Source organism: Pasteuria penetrans (assembly GCF_900538055.1).
Taxonomy (GTDB): domain Bacteria; phylum Bacillota; class Bacilli; order Thermoactinomycetales; family Thermoactinomycetaceae; genus Pasteuria; species Pasteuria penetrans.
The window spans coordinates 14,476-31,695 of sequence record NZ_UZAC03000002.1 but is presented as its reverse complement, the minus strand read 5'-3'; the positions used below and the strand labels follow the sequence as shown (position 1 = coordinate 31,695).

Below are 17,220 nucleotides of genomic sequence, written 5' to 3'. Positions count from 1 at the left end.
AATAATATATCGGGATTAAAGTAATAATATATCGGGGTTTCTGAGGACGTTTTGAATCTTAATTCCGTTCTTGCCTTTTTTCCCAGTCTCCATACAATGATTTTATATAATTTCCTTCTCCTCCCTCTGTGACTCTGATGTGGGATACCCGTGTCCTGCCTACGGGTAAGGGTACAATGGATCAGGGTTCGAGTGGGAGGATGTGAGGGTAGCCTCCCCACAAAAATATTCCTTGCTCCGGCCCCATGGTGGTTGGGTTCGGCTGTGGGTCTGTTTTTGGGGGGCGGCGCTTCTCTAGGGAACAGAGACAGTGTATTGGTGGGGATGGGCATATGGTTGGCACCAATTTTTTGCTGTCGTTTTTCAAAGGTAGGATAGGGAAAGTGAGAGTCCGATAAGCTGGGGGGATGTCTATGGAGAGATTGTGGACTGCAATGGTAACACCCTTTACCGCCAAGGGTGCTTTGGATGAAACGGCTGTTTCCCGGTTGGTAGAGCATTTACTGAATACGGGGAGTGAGGGTTTGATCGTTTCCGGTACGACTGGGGAGGCACCCGCGTTGTCCTTGGGAGAGCGTCGTACGCTATGGGGTCTTGTCCGTGATGCGGTGCGAGGGCGTGTTCCCGTCTGGGCGGGTGTAGGAAATAATCACACGGATACGACAATCATGCTAAGTGAAGCAGCCGCTGAGTCCAGGATGGATGGTTTGATGGTGGTGGCACCTTACTACAATAAGCCTTCCCAGCAGGGTTTGTATGAGCATTTTCGTGTTGTGGCGTCAGCTACTTCCCTACCTATTATGGTATATAACGTCCCTGGGCGTACTGCGGTCCCAATGCATTGTGATACCTTGCTGGACATAGCAGCGATCAGCAATGTAAAAGCTATCAAGGAGGCTTCGGGGGATCTGTCCCAGGTAAGCGAGTTGGTACAGCGTTTACCTGATGATGTGGTCCTTTATAGCGGGGATGATTCATTGACGCTGCCCATTTTAGCTCTTGGTGGCGTTGGGGTAGTGAGCGTAGCAAGCCATCTCTGTGGTTCGGTGATTGCGTCGATGATCGAGGCCTTTGCACGTGGGGATGTGGGGGCAGCACGTACGTATCATCGATTGGGATGGCCTGTTTTTACCAAGCTCTTTTTCCAGACGAATCCTGTACCGGTGAAGTATGCCCTGGCCTGTTTGGGGATCTGTGAAGCCCATGTACGCCTCCCTTTGGTTCCCTTAACGGTTTCAGAGCAAACGGAATTGCGTGAGGGAATACGTGATTGTTTGAATCAGGGAGCCTCCCTACAGGTCTGATTCTGTTTTGTTGGAGTGGTTGATCCCTCTTCCTCCATTTCGGGGTGAACTTACCGTCAGGGAATCCCCGTGGGAATTTATTGGACTGCGTTGATTTGCGTAGTCGTTTTCTTTTTGCTTATAATGGAGATACGCTGGTGGTGTGTGTGCGGTTCGGGTTTGTTGTGTTACTAGGAGGTTAAGCGATTGGTGAGGAACCAACGGGGCAAGTTGCAAATTTTTGCTCTCGGTGGGTTGGATGAAATCGGTAAAAACATGTACGTGATTCAGTATAAACAGGATATGGTCGTTGTGGACGCGGGCCTGATGTTTCCGGATGAGGGGATGCTGGGGATCGATATTGTAATCCCGGATGTCTCCTATCTGATCGAAAATAGGGATAAGCTGAGGGCCATTGTTTTGACCCACGGCCATGAGGATCACATCGGCGGTCTTCCGTACATCCTGCGGCAAATCAGGGTGCCTATTTATGCAACAAAGCTGACTATGGGTCTGGTAGAGCACAAGTTGCGTGAGGCCCATATGTTGCATAAAGTGCGTCGTGTGGTCGTTGATACCAACTCTGAGGTTCACCTGGGTACTTCTTTGAAAGTTTCTTTTTTTGCTACTAGTCATAGTATACCCGACTCAGTGGGCGTGTGTGTGGATACGCCCGAGGGTAAGGTGGTGCATACGGGTGATTTTCGCTTTGATATGACGCCTATCCATGGTGAACCTGCGGATTTGCATAAAATGGCAGCAATTGGACAAGCCGGGGTTCTGTGTCTTCTGTCCGATAGTACCAACGCAGAGCGACCCGGATTCACTGGATCGGAGAGGACAGTGGCGGAAGGTCTCAAGGGTGTGTTTCGATGCTCCAAACAGCGCATTATTGTGGCTACCTTTGCTTCCAATATTCATCGTATTCAGGGCGTTGTCAACGCGTCTCTCGCCTATGGTCGCAAGCTGGCCGTGGTGGGGAGGAGTATGGTCAACGTTGTCCAGATTGCTTCTGAGTTAGGGTATCTCAAGATCCCGGATGACCTTTTGATCGAATTGGAAGAGGTAAACCGATTGCCGGCGCACCGTGTTGCTATCATTTCCACGGGAAGTCAGGGCGAGCCGATGTCAGCGTTGACACGTATGGCCAATGCATCGCACCGGAAGGTGGAGATTCTACCAGGTGATACAGTTGTGATTGCTGCGACTCCTATCCCGGGGAATGAAAAATTGATTGGCCGGACGGTTGATCAGCTCTTCCGGATTGGGGCCGAGGTTGTCTATAGTGCCAATGCCCATGTTCATATTTCGGGACATGGTGCGCAGGAAGACCTGAAGCTCATGCTGAGTCTGTTAAAACCGAAGTATTTCATGCCAATCCACGGTGAGTATCGTATGTTGTGTGCCCATGCCCGCTTGGCGGAGTCCGTGGGAGTGTGTCCAGAGAATGTTTTTGTTTGTGATAATGGGGATATGGTAGAGATCGTGGAGGGAAAGGCCCGTTTTGGACCCAAAGTCGCCACGGGCAAGGTATTGATTGATGGGCTTGGTGTGGGTGATGTGGGTAATATCGTACTTCGTGATCGCAAGCTCCTATCCCAAGATGGGATCATTGTGATTGTTGTTACCCTGAGCAAGTCCAATCGTGCCATTCTCTCCGGTCCAGACATTATTTCACGCGGTTTCGTCTACGTGCGTGAGTCAGAGCAGCTCCTAGAGGAAGCCACAGGGGTGGTTGTTCAGGCCATGCAAAAGTGCATGAAAGAGCAAATTAGCGAGTGGACTTTTTTTAAGACGAGCATACGTGATTCCCTGGGTAAGTTTCTTTTTGAGAGAACACGTCGTCGACCCATGATTTTGCCAATTATTATGGAGGTTTGAGCGCGCCCCCTAACAGGGGGGTGCGTTTTTTGCGTTTGCGGGGGTTATCTAGGGATTGCAAAGGATACCGGGCGGGTATAATGGGTATAGAGTATTGGGAACCCAAGAAATTTTTGGTTTCATCCGATGATCGCGCATGCGTAAATTCTCCGATGGGGGTTCAGTCTCAGGAGTGAGGGTTGGACCATGGTTCGATAGATCGAATGTATCGTGGTAGGTTTCTGTGTTTATATCTGCCTAGACTTGGATTTTCTCCCACTGTACTCCAAGGTATTCTTGTGGGGACACAGTAGTACATATGCATTATTTTTATAAAGTTTAATTTTTATATGTTATAATAATTGGCAACTCACCCTCTATCAGGGAATAAGGGGTTTTTGAAAGACCTTGCGCCAGGTCAGAACACATTCTGGCTGATCGATTCCATAGTACAAAATGTCTTGAATGCGAACACCATTTCGGTTGCTGAATTCCATGACGATGTACACGGCTATGGATCCCCTACCACGAACATACGTGTAGGTAGCATCCGCCTGGACGAAACTATGGCTGTTGCTTTGTAGGGAACGTTGATTCCATATACTTAGATGGGGATCATAATAGCGCCTAAACCGATGGGGAAGAGTGGAGCGCGGGGATGTCACTATGGCATAACAACGGGAATCGTCTCGACAAATCCTGCGGGGATACACAATCAGAACGGAGAGGGTACAATTTCTCCGACCAACAGTGGGTATATCTTTGGTAACGCTCTACAAGAACGGATTTGAATCCCCCTTTTGAATCCCCCTCCTGTACTATTATTAAGAAAGAGAATTGTGATGGAACCGCAACCTGTCTGTATGGTTCTCTCCGTAACCGTTTCTACGAATCATCCTACCGGAATCGTCAGGACCCCTCTCTTGCAGCTCCTGTCTTCGATAATGATCGCACTCACGATCAACGAACCACTCCAAAGCCTTGGGGAAAGCATGTAAACTAATATTGGAATCCCGGGAAAATTATCGATCCAAATGCAAAATAGCTTCTTTGAACGCCCCCCCATTTTTTGTAAATATTTCAATCGGTGTCGTAAGAAAGGGCGCATATCCCCTTTACATGTCCAGTGAACGGGGCCATAATTTTGATCACCCATGGTGTTGTGTCACCCTATCTATTATAAATTTAGAAATTTATAATAGATATTATAATATTTGCGAGTAATTTTGTCTATGATATTTTGGGGATCGCACAATAGGAAAACAAGATAGGTAGGGAACCTCGGGATCACCACTAGGTTGGAGAAATACAAGTAATGGTTGGGGGGGGCGAAGGGCCCTTTTCAGGGGAAGAGGGATCCGTTGGGTCTCTTTGCGCGGGAAACAAGGATCCGGAGGAAAAAATCTGCCCACCGCATCGGAGACGGGTCATTAGACGATGCGGGGAGGACAAAAAAGAGCCCCCGCAGGGGCCCTGAACACCGAACTTAAAATGCAGCACCAGGTAAAAGTCCGCCCGATTGGCATTTTATGAGCCCGAATCTTGTCCAAAAGCCACTCGCCTAGACCCCCGTATCCAAATACACCCCGAGCCGGTGCCTTTTCAAGACCACTTATTCCACAGTATCGTGAGCTGGGACAAGTCAAAAGGACTCTCTTTGTGAGCTATTACCAGTGCCTTGACCTGGTACCCTTCCAAAAACTCCACTTTGTCACCCAATAGCCGAAGCTGGGACTCTTCCAAGAATTTCACGTTGTCACCCAGCGCAGCAATCTGGGGGCCTTCCAAAAACTTTACTTTGTCACCTAGTAGTCGAAGCTGGTACCATTCCAAATGCTTCACTGTGTTATCCAGCGCAACAATCTGGGGGCCTTCCAAAAACTTCACTTTGTCACTCAGTGCCTTGATCTGGGACCCTTCCAAAAACCTCACGTTGTCACCCAGTGCCTTGATCTGGGATTCTGCCAGAGCCCCCACTTTGTCACCCAGTAGCTGAAGCTGGAACTCTGGGTCTAAATCCCTCACTTTGTCACCCAGTAGCCGAAGCTGGTACCCTTCCAAGAATCTCACTCCGCTACCCAATGCCCTGATCTGGGACTCTTCCAAAAACCTCACGTTGTCACCCAGTGCCTTGATCTGGGATTCTTCCAAAAACCTCACTCTGTAATGCAGTGCCCTGATCTGGGACTCTTCCAAAAACCTCACTTTGTCACCCAGTGGCCTGATCTGGTACCATTCCAAATCCCCCACTTTGTCACCCAGTGCCCTGATCTGGGACTCTTCCAAAAACCTCACTTTGTCACCCAGTGGCCTGATCTGGTACCATTTCAAATCCCCCACTTTGTCACTCAGTGCCTTGATCTGGGACTCTTCCAAAAACCCCACGTTGTCATCCAGTAGCCGAAGCTGGTACCCTTCCAAATGCTTCACTTTGTTACCCAGCGCAACAATCTGGTACCATTTCAAATCCCCTACTTTGTCCCTTAGTGCCCTGATCTGGGACTCTTCCAAAAACCTCACTTTGTCCCTCAGTGCCCCGATCTGGGACCATTCCAAATCCCCCACTTTGTCACTCAGTGCCTTGATCTGGGACTCTTCCAAAAACCCCACGTTATCACCCAGTGCCCTGAGTTGGGGCCCGTTCACTCTCCCGATATCATCTCCCAATGCACGCATCTGGGATTCAGTATAAAACGACCACTGATTCGGTGGGGCATTCCTTACATATTCTAGCGGTATCCTCCGAATATCTTCTGCTGTCAAATTTCTCTGAAATTTTCTTATTTTATTAGAAATAATTTTTTCTTCAGATAATCTAACTAATTCATCACCCCGCCTTACGATAAGAGAATCCACCTGCTCCGGTGATAATATCCCCATATCTATCACTAGTTTAGACATCGTAATATCCTGTAGGGAACAGCCGGGTACTTGTCTCTTGGTTCTTTTCGGTGATATCCCTTTTTCGGTTGTAATCTCCCCCTGGTTGACTTTCTTGGGTTCCCCATCCTTCGGAAATCATATCATCGTAATGAATTATAACCATTGACATACATAATAAAAGTTAAAATTACACAATAATTTAAAAATTATGATAAAACATAAAAAATTACTGTAAATGGCAACTATGTAAAAAAATGGAAGCCATACCCATACCCAGGGTAGTTTGGTTTTCCTGAAAATAAATGTAAGAATATTCTTTTTTTAGTGTGAAGATAGGGGATACATGGCAGGGATAGCGAATTCTCCCAGTCCCCATGCGGACACAGAGTGATTATCCATCCCACTAAGTTTCTTTGCCTGCTCTAAGTTGAAATTTTTATACACGGAATCAATCACCCTTTGGAATGAATCAAGGGTAGGATAACAGCTCACTCCATTCGTATAACGTCTGGCCTCTCTGTGATTTCTCTCTAAGGAACCCGTTGTACGATTTTGAACAGCATCCGCTAGGTCGTAATCGAGATACGTTGTCACATCATCAAAGGAAGCCCATAGACCTTCAACGAGCTTGGGCAACTTGGATTGATAGTCATCACTAAAGCGTATCAAGCCATGAAGGGCTTCTTTTTTGTCAAGAACATGAAAAATGTCTTGATAAATCCGGCTTCGGATGGGTTCCCACTTCACTCCTTTTTTTCTCGGTCTATCCTTTCTGAAGGCCTGGTAAAGATTCACCATTTTGTGGAATTGACACCCTTGAAAACCTGCTTCGGGATATACTTGGCTTAGCGCCTTTCTGATTCCCTTATGACCATCAGCAATGAAAAGGGTATCAGGACCCATCCGTAAACCACGGTCGTAAACATTTTGGAGGGCTTCATACCAAGTTTCAGCTGTTTCGGGGGGATTTACCAAACTTGATAAAACCTCATCTGTTTTTATCCCTGATGTATTTTTCCTACTCGCTTTTATGACATAGACAGCTACTTTCCCGAATCCACGAACGGGTTTGTAGTAAGCATCCACCTTTACGGTCCTAATTTCATGCGGGTTTCTTATGGGTTCCTCATTGAATCCTCTATTCTCTTCCTTTAGATGTCCCATAAGTAATCTTGACACAGTGGAGCGTGAGATTTTTGATCGCAGAATATCATTCGACAATTCGGATATTTTTTTTATGGACATACCGGCCTTACGTAAGGAGGAAAGAATATCTATACACGACTTCGTATATTTTTTGTAGGGTTTAGTAACCGCAGATCGGAAATGCCCTTTCCTTGGCTGGGGGTCATAGTAAACCACAATTCCTTTGCTGGTGCTTTTTTTACGTTTTTTATAACCATTTCGGTCTACTTTTGGGAAATCGGGACCCCTTTGGTGTTTCTCCCGGCCACCTAAAATTTGTTTTTTAAACTGATAATTGGCTATAAAAGTATAAGCCCTCCCCATGGGACCAGGAGCCCATTCAGAATCTTCCTCGATCTCTTCCACTACATGGGGGATGGATTCCTGAAGCGATAATCCTTTCTGTTCGTAATGTTGTATACGTTCTTCTATCCTTTTTTCCATTCTGTCTATATCCAAGTCAATTGGAATCATAAAACCAACCTTTCCTATATTAAGTTTTTCATTTCAGAAACCAAGCGGTTGTCCTCTATACATTTCCCCACTCTTGTCTTGTATTTCCCTTTTTTATCTCACCTAACCCTGTTGATCATCATGCATATCGCGGAGGATCCAGAAGGGATCATGGAACAGAGTTTTTGAGTAGAGGATCGACTGTTTCCCAAGGGCAATAGCGGGAATTGCGTATGTAAAAGTGAGAAGGACTATAGGGTCGCATAGGGCTACATAAGGGCAACGACAGTCATAGAAGAACCCCCCTTCCCCACAAGGGAGAGGGATAAAGGAAGGCCATGCAGCAGCGCCATTCTGGAGCCCCCACGATGGAGAAGCCAGGCGCCATTACACAATGGGCCAGGCCAACACAAACAACAATGGTGAGTTGGGGGGAGGAGGGGTAGGGGCGCGAAAACCCCCTGGCCTAGGCCAGGGGGCAAGGGGAAAAGAACAAAAACACAAGGGAATCAAAACAAAAGATCAAGGGACTAAAGGCAAAAACAGAGACCAAAAACAGGGGGAGGGAGAGCTTTAGGTTCTACTGAGATTCCCGTTTCGTGTAGGAGGGACGTTTTGCTGACCTATGGATTCCTCCAGAGGGAACCCCCTGATTAAAATAAAATTATTCTGAAGATATATCTAACCACGATTCCGAGAAAAAGCACCCCTATAACGCCTTTTGTGCTATTTACAATATGATTTAACAATAAATTTCTATCTATTTATTAAAAACATAAAAACAATTGTTAATCGAAAAGACGCAAATAGGGAATTTTTAGGGACCACAGACTACCCGCTCTTGAATCTTACAGCGGAAAGTGGGATATGACCTTCTTCTTTTCCCCTGCGATGATGGTGCTAGGCACCCTTCTCCTGCTAGTTCTAAAACATTTCCTTCCCCTACTTCCCCCTTCGTTCCTTTCACTGTTCCCCCTTCTTCCGAAACATCTCCTACAGATTTCCCGGAAAACCGCTCGGCACCTGGGGCTCCCCCCTCTGCTATCGCCTGAAATTCCTGTCCTGTAGGGATTATCTTTTCCGCTTTCTCCGTATCTGCAGCTATTCTTACTGCACCAGTGCTTCCATTGCCTGCTATTTTTGCTATATTGCCTATTCCATCCGTTGTCAAAGCAAGGGCTACCTGTTCCACCGCATCGATAAGGACATCCGCAAATTCCTCCGTGTTTTTTATGAGCTGTTTTTCCTTTTGCGGTTCTTCACCCGTTAGTTGAACGAAACGCGTCATAAGATTTTTAACATAGGAAATCGTCTCCTCCTTTCGTTCCCGATGCCACTGTAATCCCTTCCCCAACCACTCTTTTGCTACATCTAAGGGCTTTTCTACAATCATAGTGGCCGTCTTTTCATCGAAACCACTCTGTGTGAGGAGATTTTTTACTAACATCTGCGTTGGGCCATGTTTTAATACAAAATCAACACCCTGCAATAGGTTTTTTGCTAATACCTGTACGTGAAAAATCCTTTCTGCCTCGTTGGTTAGATTCTTGACCTCCGAATAGGAACGGTGGAATTGTGCTAGGGAAGGACGAATAACAGCTAGTGTTGCCTTTGCACCAACCCTGACGAATTCCTCCCTTGGATTTTCTACAAAATTTTCAGCTTCTCTCTCCAATGTTTTCAAGCTATTGATGATTTCACTGGGTACTTTCTTTACCCCTTCAATGACCCCTTGCTCTATTTTCAATGCATTTTCCTTTATCCCCCGAATGGTTGGAATTTCCGTATGAGAAAGGGGATTAATCCATGGTGAAACCTTTTCAACAAATTCGATTAGGGATTTAACTATATCTCCAATCGTTGGCACGAATGGGAAAAGACCTGTCCCGTGTTCTTTCCTGACATTATCCGCAATGATATGAAGTAATCTCTCTTTATATTCTTTTTGGAATTTTTCATACTCACGCCGGCTCATGGTTTTCTGTTCCCGGGTATACTTGCGAAACAAATCTGTATACCCGGGAGTTAGTTTGTCCTTCTCCGAAAAATCAGCCGAATCTATGGTCGCCTCAAGATAATTCAACCTTGCTTTTTCAATATCTCCCAATTCGTTACCGACCCTTATTCTATCATGTATATTTGATAAAGTAAGAAAATATTCCTCTAATTTTCTTCTTTGTGTATTTCTTTTCTCCGATAATTTATCTCCGCTGAAAAGGTGGGATATGTATAACTCCTCGGTTACTTTAGTTAAAAGTTTCGCAATCTTATCCCTATCGTTTGGAACGACCATAGGTGTATTCCTATCATCATCATACCCAGTTCTTGATTCTATGGGATCCGTTGAATTCCATTGTTCACTACTCGAACGAACCCTCTTTCCAGTTTCCCTATCCTCACTTCCATTGACTGGGGGATGCATGAAACCTGACCGTTTTCTGGATTCAGTTTGGGAAATAATGGACGGGTGTTCACGGGTTTCTAACAATGGAGGGGTGGAGGTTTGTTTTTTAGCATCTTCCTCCGTATGGGTCATGATACTGCTATGATTTTCAGCTAAGTCTTCATTCTTCACTTGTTGTTTGGAACGAACAAATTGACCCTTTGTGGGGGGATCGTTTGTGTCCCCATCACCACCGGATCCAATAGATTGGGAAGCAAAAGTCGATGCAGTCTGATGGTCGGAGGCAAGATAGTATCCCCCCTGAATGGAATCCTCCGTTCTTCTCCTCGAACTTTTATCCCCTGTGGTAACTCGCTCCTTTTTATTTTGGGAACTGGTCAGCTTTGGTGACCCATACTCCCCATAAATAGGGGCCGACGAGGGTTGTTGTGGTATTTCTAGCGCGGAAGGTGGAATTTGCTTTTTTGCATCCCCACTGCTACCACTACTATCTTCATCAACCTTGTCTTGATTTCTTTCCCCCTGCTTCCACATAGTATCCCTGAAAACCTCGCTAGAATTTCCCCCCTGATTGCCCCCTTGATGGGTGGCAAATGACACTCCACTCCCAACCGTAGGTAACGTTTTGGAGGATGTTTCCTCAACAACACCCGACCCACGGGTAGGTTGTGCTCCTTCAGAATGAGCAACCTTTCCATTCTCCACACCGTCCCCATTCCCCACAGTAGGGGAACCTTTTGTAGCCAGATCCTGTTTTCCAAGCTCTCGTTGTTCCTCTGAGAAGGAGGTGGGATTCATAAAAGCTATGCCAATAATATTTAGAAATAATATACCAATACACCGGGATGATCGCCGAAATGATTTATTGTTAATATTTTTATTCATAAAATTTTTATATACTCCTTTAATAATTTAATTTAACATTGCAGTAAGGAATGGTTCAGTGTGGTCTGGAACTACGTCCAAAGAAAACCAAAGTCTTCTACTGTAGGGATGGTTATAGGACGGGAAAGTACAAGGGCACATCCTTTGATTTCCTGGGATTTACGTTTCGACCACGCCAAGTCGTAATCCGTGTGGGGAAAGGAAAAAGATGGCTAAGCGGGGGAAAGAAATAAGAAGGCATTCAGGGCCAAACATGGAACTGCAAGAAGTGGCGGAGATGTCCAATTCCAATATGGAGGGGTGGGGTTAACTGCTATGGCGCTTTTTACCCTTCACCTCTGAGAAAAACTTTACACAGGTGGATCCAGATATACAAGGAAGGCACGGAAAACCGTTCGCCCACCGGCATCCATTAGACGCTAAGATGGGGCAATAGGAGCCGCCGCATAATGCGGGAGTAGCACGTGTGGTTCTTGTGCGTCGTGTCGTGCTCTATGAGGGATGGGGGAGGGGCCCCCGAAATCGGCTGGTGGTAGGCAGGTTTCAAACCACCCAGTGCTGCTGTTGTAAAGAGCAATGGTGGTGAGCGTTCTGGGAAAAGGCAGGACGAAAGAATCCTGTCAGGTGTGAATCAGGGAGATTAGTAAAGCGAACCATTGGAGGAAAGCACCGAAAGGCGCAGTCTATGTCGAAACAAGGGTATCGGAACCTATCCTTGGAACGAAGCCATGGAGGGCGAACCACCTACTGTCCTGGCGGCATCCGGTGCACAGATGGAATAAACCTGATGTAGGCCCTCATAGGGAACCACGAGAGACTGTCGCACGGACGCCTGGCCTTAGCCAGGGGTAAAGGGCTAAGGATATACCAAGGCCTCCGTGAACAGAGTCGGATCAACTCATAGTAGTGAGGAAACTCTTGTAACGAGAGTGGAGCGAAGGGGTTGAATTGTCCAGCCTGAACCAGCCAACGCACAATCTGGAATAAGGAGATGATCGGAAGTTGGATCAGGCAGCATCAGATCGCAACCCGTCCAGGGGCGATATCAAAAAGCAGGAGGTACTAGATGCATGGTTCCAGGTTAAGCACAATGGTGGAACATATGGGATAGATAAGGTATCTATTGCCAAATTTGAAACCAAGATAAAGCAAAACCTATACAAGATATGGAACCGAATGAATGCAGGGTCTTATTTCCCGCCCAAAAGGTCCGAAGGGTGGAAATCCCGAAGCCATACGGTGGGAAGAGACCTCTCGGAATACCCACAATAGGAGATAGGATAGCCCAGACGGTGGTTAGGAACCGACTCGAACCCCTCCTGGAGCCACGCTTTGTTTCCGACTCTTACGGATGTCGCCCGGGGAAATCTGCCTTGGAGGCGGTAGATAAGAATAGGAGACGCTGCTGGAAATATGCCTGGGGGATTGATCTTGACATAAAGGGATTCTTTGACAATATACCGCATGACCTGCTCATCAGAGCATTGGAGCATTGTGGCATTGATAAAAGAATGCTCCGTTATTGTGAGAGATGGCTAAAAGACCCGGTGCAACTACCCGATGGAACTATCGAAGAAAGGACTAAGGGCACACCACAAGGGGGTGTAATAAGCCCCCTACTGGCCAATTTGTTCCTGCACTATGCCCTAGATCGATGGTTGCAGGAACATCATCCAGATATTGAGTTTGAAAGATATGTGGATGACGTGATCCTTCATTGTGAAAATCAAGCCCAAGCTGAAAATCTTCTGAAAGAATTGCAACAGAGAATGGCACAGTGTGGTTTGGAGCTGCATCCGAGAAAAACCAAAATCTTCTACTGCAAGGACGGCTGGAAGACGGGGAAGCACAAAAGAACATCTTTTGACTTCCTGGGGTTCACGTTTTGCCCGCGTCAGGCCGTAACCCGCGTGGGGAGAAGAAGGTTTCTGGGATACAATCCAGCCATCAGCCGAAAATCGAGGAAGAAGATAGCGAAACGGGGGAAGGAAATAAGAAAACACGTGAGGCCAGACATGGAATTGCATGAGGTGGCGGAAATGTCCAATCCCATATTGAGGGGCTGGGTGAACTACTATGGCGCCTTTTATCCCTCACATCTGAGGAAAGCTTTAGTACGGAGCTTCGATGACAACGTTTTGGCCTGGTGGGCCAGAAAGAAGTACAAGAAGCTCGGTAGCAGGCGAAAGGCTCGAAGGTGGATCCAGTATATACGAGGAAAGTACGGGGAACCTGTTCGCCCACTGGCACGTATTAGAAGCAAAGATGGGGCAATAAGAGCCGCATAATGCGAGAGTATTACGTGTGGTTCTGTGAGAGGGTTGGCTGAGATGCCAGCCCTACTTGACGCGCCTAGACCCCCGTATCCAAAACACCCCGATCCGGTGCCTTTTCAAAGCCACTTATTCCGCAGTATCGTGAGCTGAGACAAATCAAAAGGACTCTCTTTGTGAGCTATTACCAGTGCCCTGACCTGGTACTCTTCCAAAAACCCCACTTTGTCACCCAGTAGTCGAAGCTGGTACCCTTCCAAGAATCTCACTTTGTCACCCAGCGCAACAATCTGGGGGCCTTCCAAAAACTTCACTTTGTCACCTAGTAGTCGAAGCTGGTACCATTCCAAATGCTTCACTTTGTTATCCAGCGCAACAATCTGGGGGCCTTCCAAAAACTTCACTTTGTCACTCAGTGCCCTGATCTGGGGCTCTTCCAAAAACCTCATTTTGTCACCCAGTACCCTGATCTGGGACTCTTCCAAAAACCCCACGTTATCACCCAGTGCCCTGAGTTGGGGCCCGTTCACTCTCCCGATATCATCCCCCAATGCACGCATCTGGGATTCAGTATAGAACGACCACTGATTCGGTGGGGCATTCCTTACATATTCTAGCGGTATCCTCCGAATATCCTCCGCTGTCAAATTTCTCTGAAATTTTCTTATTTTATTAGAAATAATTTTTTCTTCATTTTCTACTATAAGAGAATCCGCCTGCTCCGGTGATAATATCCCCATATCTATCACTAGTTTAGACACCGCAATATCCTGTAGGGAACAGCTGGGTACTTGTCTCTTGGTTCTTTTCCCCTGCGATGATGGTGCTAGGCATCCCTCCCCTGCTAGTTCTAAAACATTTCCTTTCCCTACTTCCCCCTTCGTTTCTTTCACTGTTCCCCCTTCTCCCGAAACATCTCCTACAGATTTCCCGGAAAACCGCTCGGCATCCGGGGCTCCCCCCTCTGCTATCGCCTGAAATTCCTGTCCTATAGGGATTATCTCTTCTGCTTTCTCCGTATCTGCAGCTATTCTTACTGCACCAGTGATTTCATTGCCTGCTATTTTTGCTATATTGCCTATTCCATCCGTTGTCAAAGCAAGGGCTACCTGTTCCACCGCATCGATAAGGACATCCGCAAATTCCCCCGTGTTTTTTATGAGCTGTTTTTCCTTTTGCGGTTCTTCACCCGTTAGTTGAACGAAACGCGTCATAAGATTTTTAACATAGGAAATCGTCTCCTCCTTTCGTTCCTGATGCCACTGTGATCCCTTCCCCAACCATTCTTTTGCCACATCTAAGGGCTTTTCTACAATCATAGTGGCCGTCTTTTCATCGAAACCACTCTGTGTGAGGAGATTTTTTACTAACATCTGCGTTGGGCCATGTTTTAATACAAAATCAACACCCTGCAATAGGTTTTTTGCTAATACCTGTACGTGAAAAATCCTTTCTGCCTCGTTGGTTAGATTCTTGACCTCCGAATAGGAACGGTGAAATTGTGCTAGGGAAGGACGAATAACAGCTAGTGTTGCCTTTGCACCAACCCTGACGAATTCCTCCCTTGGATTTTCTGCAAAATTTTCAGCTTCTCTCTCCAATGTTTTCAAGCTATTGATGATTTCACTGGGTACTTTCTTTACCCCTTCAATGACCCCTTGCTCTATTTTCAATGCATTTTCCTTTATCCCCCGAATGGTTGGAATTTCCGTATGAGAAAGGGGATTAATCCATGGTGAAACCTTTTCAACAAATTCGATTAGGGATTTAACTACATCTCCAATCGTTGGCACGAATGGGAAAAGACCTGTCCCGTGTTCTTTCCTGACATTATCCGCAATGATATGGGGTAATCTCTCTTTATATTCTTTTTGGAATTTTTCATACTCACGCTGGCTCATGGTTTTTTGTTCCCGGGTATACTTGCGAAACAAATCTGTATACCCGGGGGTTAGTTCGTCCTTCCCCGAAAAATCAGCCGAATCCATGGTCGCCTCAAGATGATTCAACCTTGCTTTTTCAATATCTCCCAACTCGTTCCCGACCCTTATTCTATCATGCATATTTGATAAAATAAGAAAATATTCCTCTAATTCCCTTCTTTGTGTATTTCTTTTCTCCGATAATTTATCTCCGCTGAAAAGGTGGGATATGTATAACTCCTCGGTTACTTTAGTTAAAAGTTTCGCAATCTTATCCCTATCGTTTTGTATAGCGGGGGACAGCACTACCATTCTATTCAATGTGGGATCATTTTCAGAACTAACACGTTGTTCTGCTGGTTCTGAATCGGATAAGTTCAGAGCATCGTCCTTCTCGATATCATCCTCTATATCTCGTTTAGTTCGTACCAGTTGTTCCTTTGGAACGACCATAGGTGTATTCCTATCATCATCATACCCAGTTCTTGATTCTATGGGGTCCGTTGAATTCCAGTGTTCACTACTCGAACGAACCCTCTTTCCAGTTTCCCTATCCTCACTTCCATTGACTGGGGGACGCATGAAACCTGACCGTTTCCTGGATTCAGTTTGGGAAATAGTGGACGGGTGTTCACGGGTTTCTAACAATGGAGGGGTGGAGGTTTGTTTTTTAGCATCTTCCTCCGTATGGGTCATGATACTGCTATGATTTTCAGCTAAGTCTTCACTCTTCACTTGTTGTTTGGAACGAACAAATTGACCCTTTGTGGGGGGATCGTTTGTGTCCCCATCACCACCGGATCCAATAGATTGGGAAGCAAAAGTCGATGCAGTCTGATGGTCGGAGGCAAGATAGTATCCCCCCTGAATGGAATCCTCCGTTCTTCTCCCCGAACTTTTATCCCCTGTGGTAACTCGCTCCTTTCTATTTTGGGAACTGGTCAGCTTTGGTGACCCATACTCCCCATAAATAGGGGCCGACGAGGGTTGTTGTGGTATTTCTAGCGCGGAAGGTGGAATTTGCTTTTTTGCATCCCCACTGCTACCACTACTATCTTCATCAACCTTGTCTTGATTTCTTTCCCCCTGCTTCCACATAGTATCCCTGAAAACCTCGCTAGAATTTCCCCCCTGATTGCCCCCTTGATGGGTGGCAAATGACACTCCACTCCCAACCGTAGGTAACGTTTCGGAGGATGTTTCCTCAACAACACCCGACTCACGGGTAGGTTGTGCTCCTTCAGAATGAGCAACCTTTCCATTCTCCACACCGTCCCCATTCCCCACAGTAGGGGAACCTTTTGTAGCCAGATCCTGTTTTCCAAGCTCTCGTTGTTCCTCTGAGAAGGAGGTGGGATTCATAAAAGCTATGCCAATAATATTTAGAAATAATATACCAACACACCGGGATGATCGCCGAAATGATTTATTATTAATATTTTTATTCATAAAATTTTTATATACTCCTTTAATAATTTAATTTAACATTGCAGCAAGGAATGGCTCAGTGTGGTCTGGAACTGCGTCCAAAGAAAACCAAAGTCTTCTACTGTGGGGATGGTTATAGGACGGGAAAGTACAAGGGCACATCCTTTGATTTCCTGGGATTTACGTTTCGACCACGCCAAGTCGTAATCCGTGTGGGGAAAGGAAGAAGATGGCTAAGCGAGGGAAAGAAATAAGAAGGCATTTGGGGCCAGGTATGGAACTGCAAGAAGTGGCGGAGATGTCCAATTCCAATATGGAGGGGTGGGGTTAACTGCTATGGCGCTTTTTACCCTTCACCTCTGAGAAAAACTTTACACAGGTGGATCCAGATATACAAGGAAAGCACGGAAAACCGTTCGCTCACCGGCATCCATTAGACGCTAAGATGGGGCAATAGGAGCCGCCGCATAATGCGGGAGTAGCACGTGTGGTTCTGTGTGTCGTGTCATGCTCTATGAGGGATGGGGGAGGGGCTTCCCGAAACCGGCTGGTGGTAGGCAGGTTTCAAACCACCCAGTGCTGCTGTTGTAAAGAGCAATGGTGGTGAGCGTTCTGGGAAAAGGCAGGACGAAAGAATCCTGTCA

At 46.4% G+C, this 17,220-nt stretch carries 7 protein-coding genes and 1 pseudogene; 3 read left to right on the top strand and 5 right to left on the bottom strand.

Annotated elements, in window-relative coordinates; translation table 11 throughout:
• The first annotated feature begins 413 nt into the window (after positions 1 to 413).
• The gene (gene dapA, locus PPRES148_RS09015; RefSeq protein WP_246142979.1) at positions 414 to 1,304 is read left to right on the top strand and encodes a 4-hydroxy-tetrahydrodipicolinate synthase; all 891 of its coding nucleotides are present in this window, start codon (positions 414 to 416) and stop codon (positions 1,302 to 1,304) included.
• 186 nt (positions 1,305 to 1,490) lie between these two features.
• Entirely contained in the window at positions 1,491 to 3,164 is a 1,674-nt protein-coding gene (locus PPRES148_RS09010; protein ID WP_149454320.1) for a ribonuclease J, read from the top strand.
• 377 nt (positions 3,165 to 3,541) lie between these two features.
• Here the strand turns inward: PPRES148_RS09010 and PPRES148_RS13390 are convergent.
• The 4 genes and pseudogenes from PPRES148_RS13390 to PPRES148_RS08990 all read right to left on the bottom strand — a co-directional run.
• Positions 3,542 to 4,299, bottom strand: a pseudogene (locus tag PPRES148_RS13390) (transposase); the annotation flags it as partial.
• A gap of 446 nt (positions 4,300 to 4,745) precedes the next feature.
• On the bottom strand, positions 4,746 to 6,044 hold the full coding sequence (locus PPRES148_RS09000; protein ID WP_149454319.1) for a hypothetical protein: 1,299 nt from the start codon (positions 6,042 to 6,044) through the stop codon (positions 4,746 to 4,748).
• Between the two features lie 303 nt (positions 6,045 to 6,347).
• Entirely contained in the window at positions 6,348 to 7,685 is a 1,338-nt protein-coding gene (locus tag PPRES148_RS08995; protein WP_149452832.1) for an IS256 family transposase, read from the bottom strand.
• Between the two features lie 796 nt (positions 7,686 to 8,481).
• Positions 8,482 to 10,953 (bottom strand): hypothetical protein, encoded by a 2,472-nt coding sequence (locus tag PPRES148_RS08990; RefSeq protein ID WP_149454318.1) that lies wholly within the window; start codon positions 10,951 to 10,953, stop codon positions 8,482 to 8,484.
• 1,166 nt (positions 10,954 to 12,119) lie between these two features.
• Here PPRES148_RS08990 and ltrA point away from each other — a divergent pair.
• Positions 12,120 to 13,241, top strand: a complete 1,122-nt coding sequence (ltrA, locus tag PPRES148_RS08980) for a group II intron reverse transcriptase/maturase (RefSeq protein WP_281290001.1) — start codon at positions 12,120 to 12,122, stop codon at positions 13,239 to 13,241.
• A 104-nt stretch (positions 13,242 to 13,345) separates the two neighbouring features.
• Here the strand turns inward: ltrA and PPRES148_RS08975 are convergent, their stop codons facing one another.
• Entirely contained in the window at positions 13,346 to 16,597 is a 3,252-nt protein-coding gene (locus PPRES148_RS08975) for a hypothetical protein (protein WP_149454317.1), read from the bottom strand.
• Between the last annotated feature and the right edge of the window lie 623 nt (positions 16,598 to 17,220).

What these genes read in the sequence shown, in the direction of transcription:
- dapA (WP_246142979.1), top strand. Translation starts at nt 414, where the DNA reads ATGGAGAGATTGTGGACTGCAATGGTAACACCCTTTACCGCCAAGGGT.
- PPRES148_RS08975 (WP_149454317.1), bottom strand. Translation starts at nt 16,597, where the DNA reads ATGAATAAAAATATTAATAATAAATCATTTCGGCGATCATCCCGGTGT.
- PPRES148_RS09000 (WP_149454319.1), bottom strand. Translation starts at nt 6,044, where the DNA reads ATGTCTAAACTAGTGATAGATATGGGGATATTATCACCGGAGCAGGTG.
- PPRES148_RS08995 (WP_149452832.1), bottom strand. Translation starts at nt 7,685, where the DNA reads ATGATTCCAATTGACTTGGATATAGACAGAATGGAAAAAAGGATAGAA.
- PPRES148_RS08990 (WP_149454318.1), bottom strand. Translation starts at nt 10,953, where the DNA reads ATGAATAAAAATATTAACAATAAATCATTTCGGCGATCATCCCGGTGT.
- ltrA (WP_281290001.1), top strand. Translation starts at nt 12,120, where the DNA reads ATGGAACCGAATGAATGCAGGGTCTTATTTCCCGCCCAAAAGGTCCGA.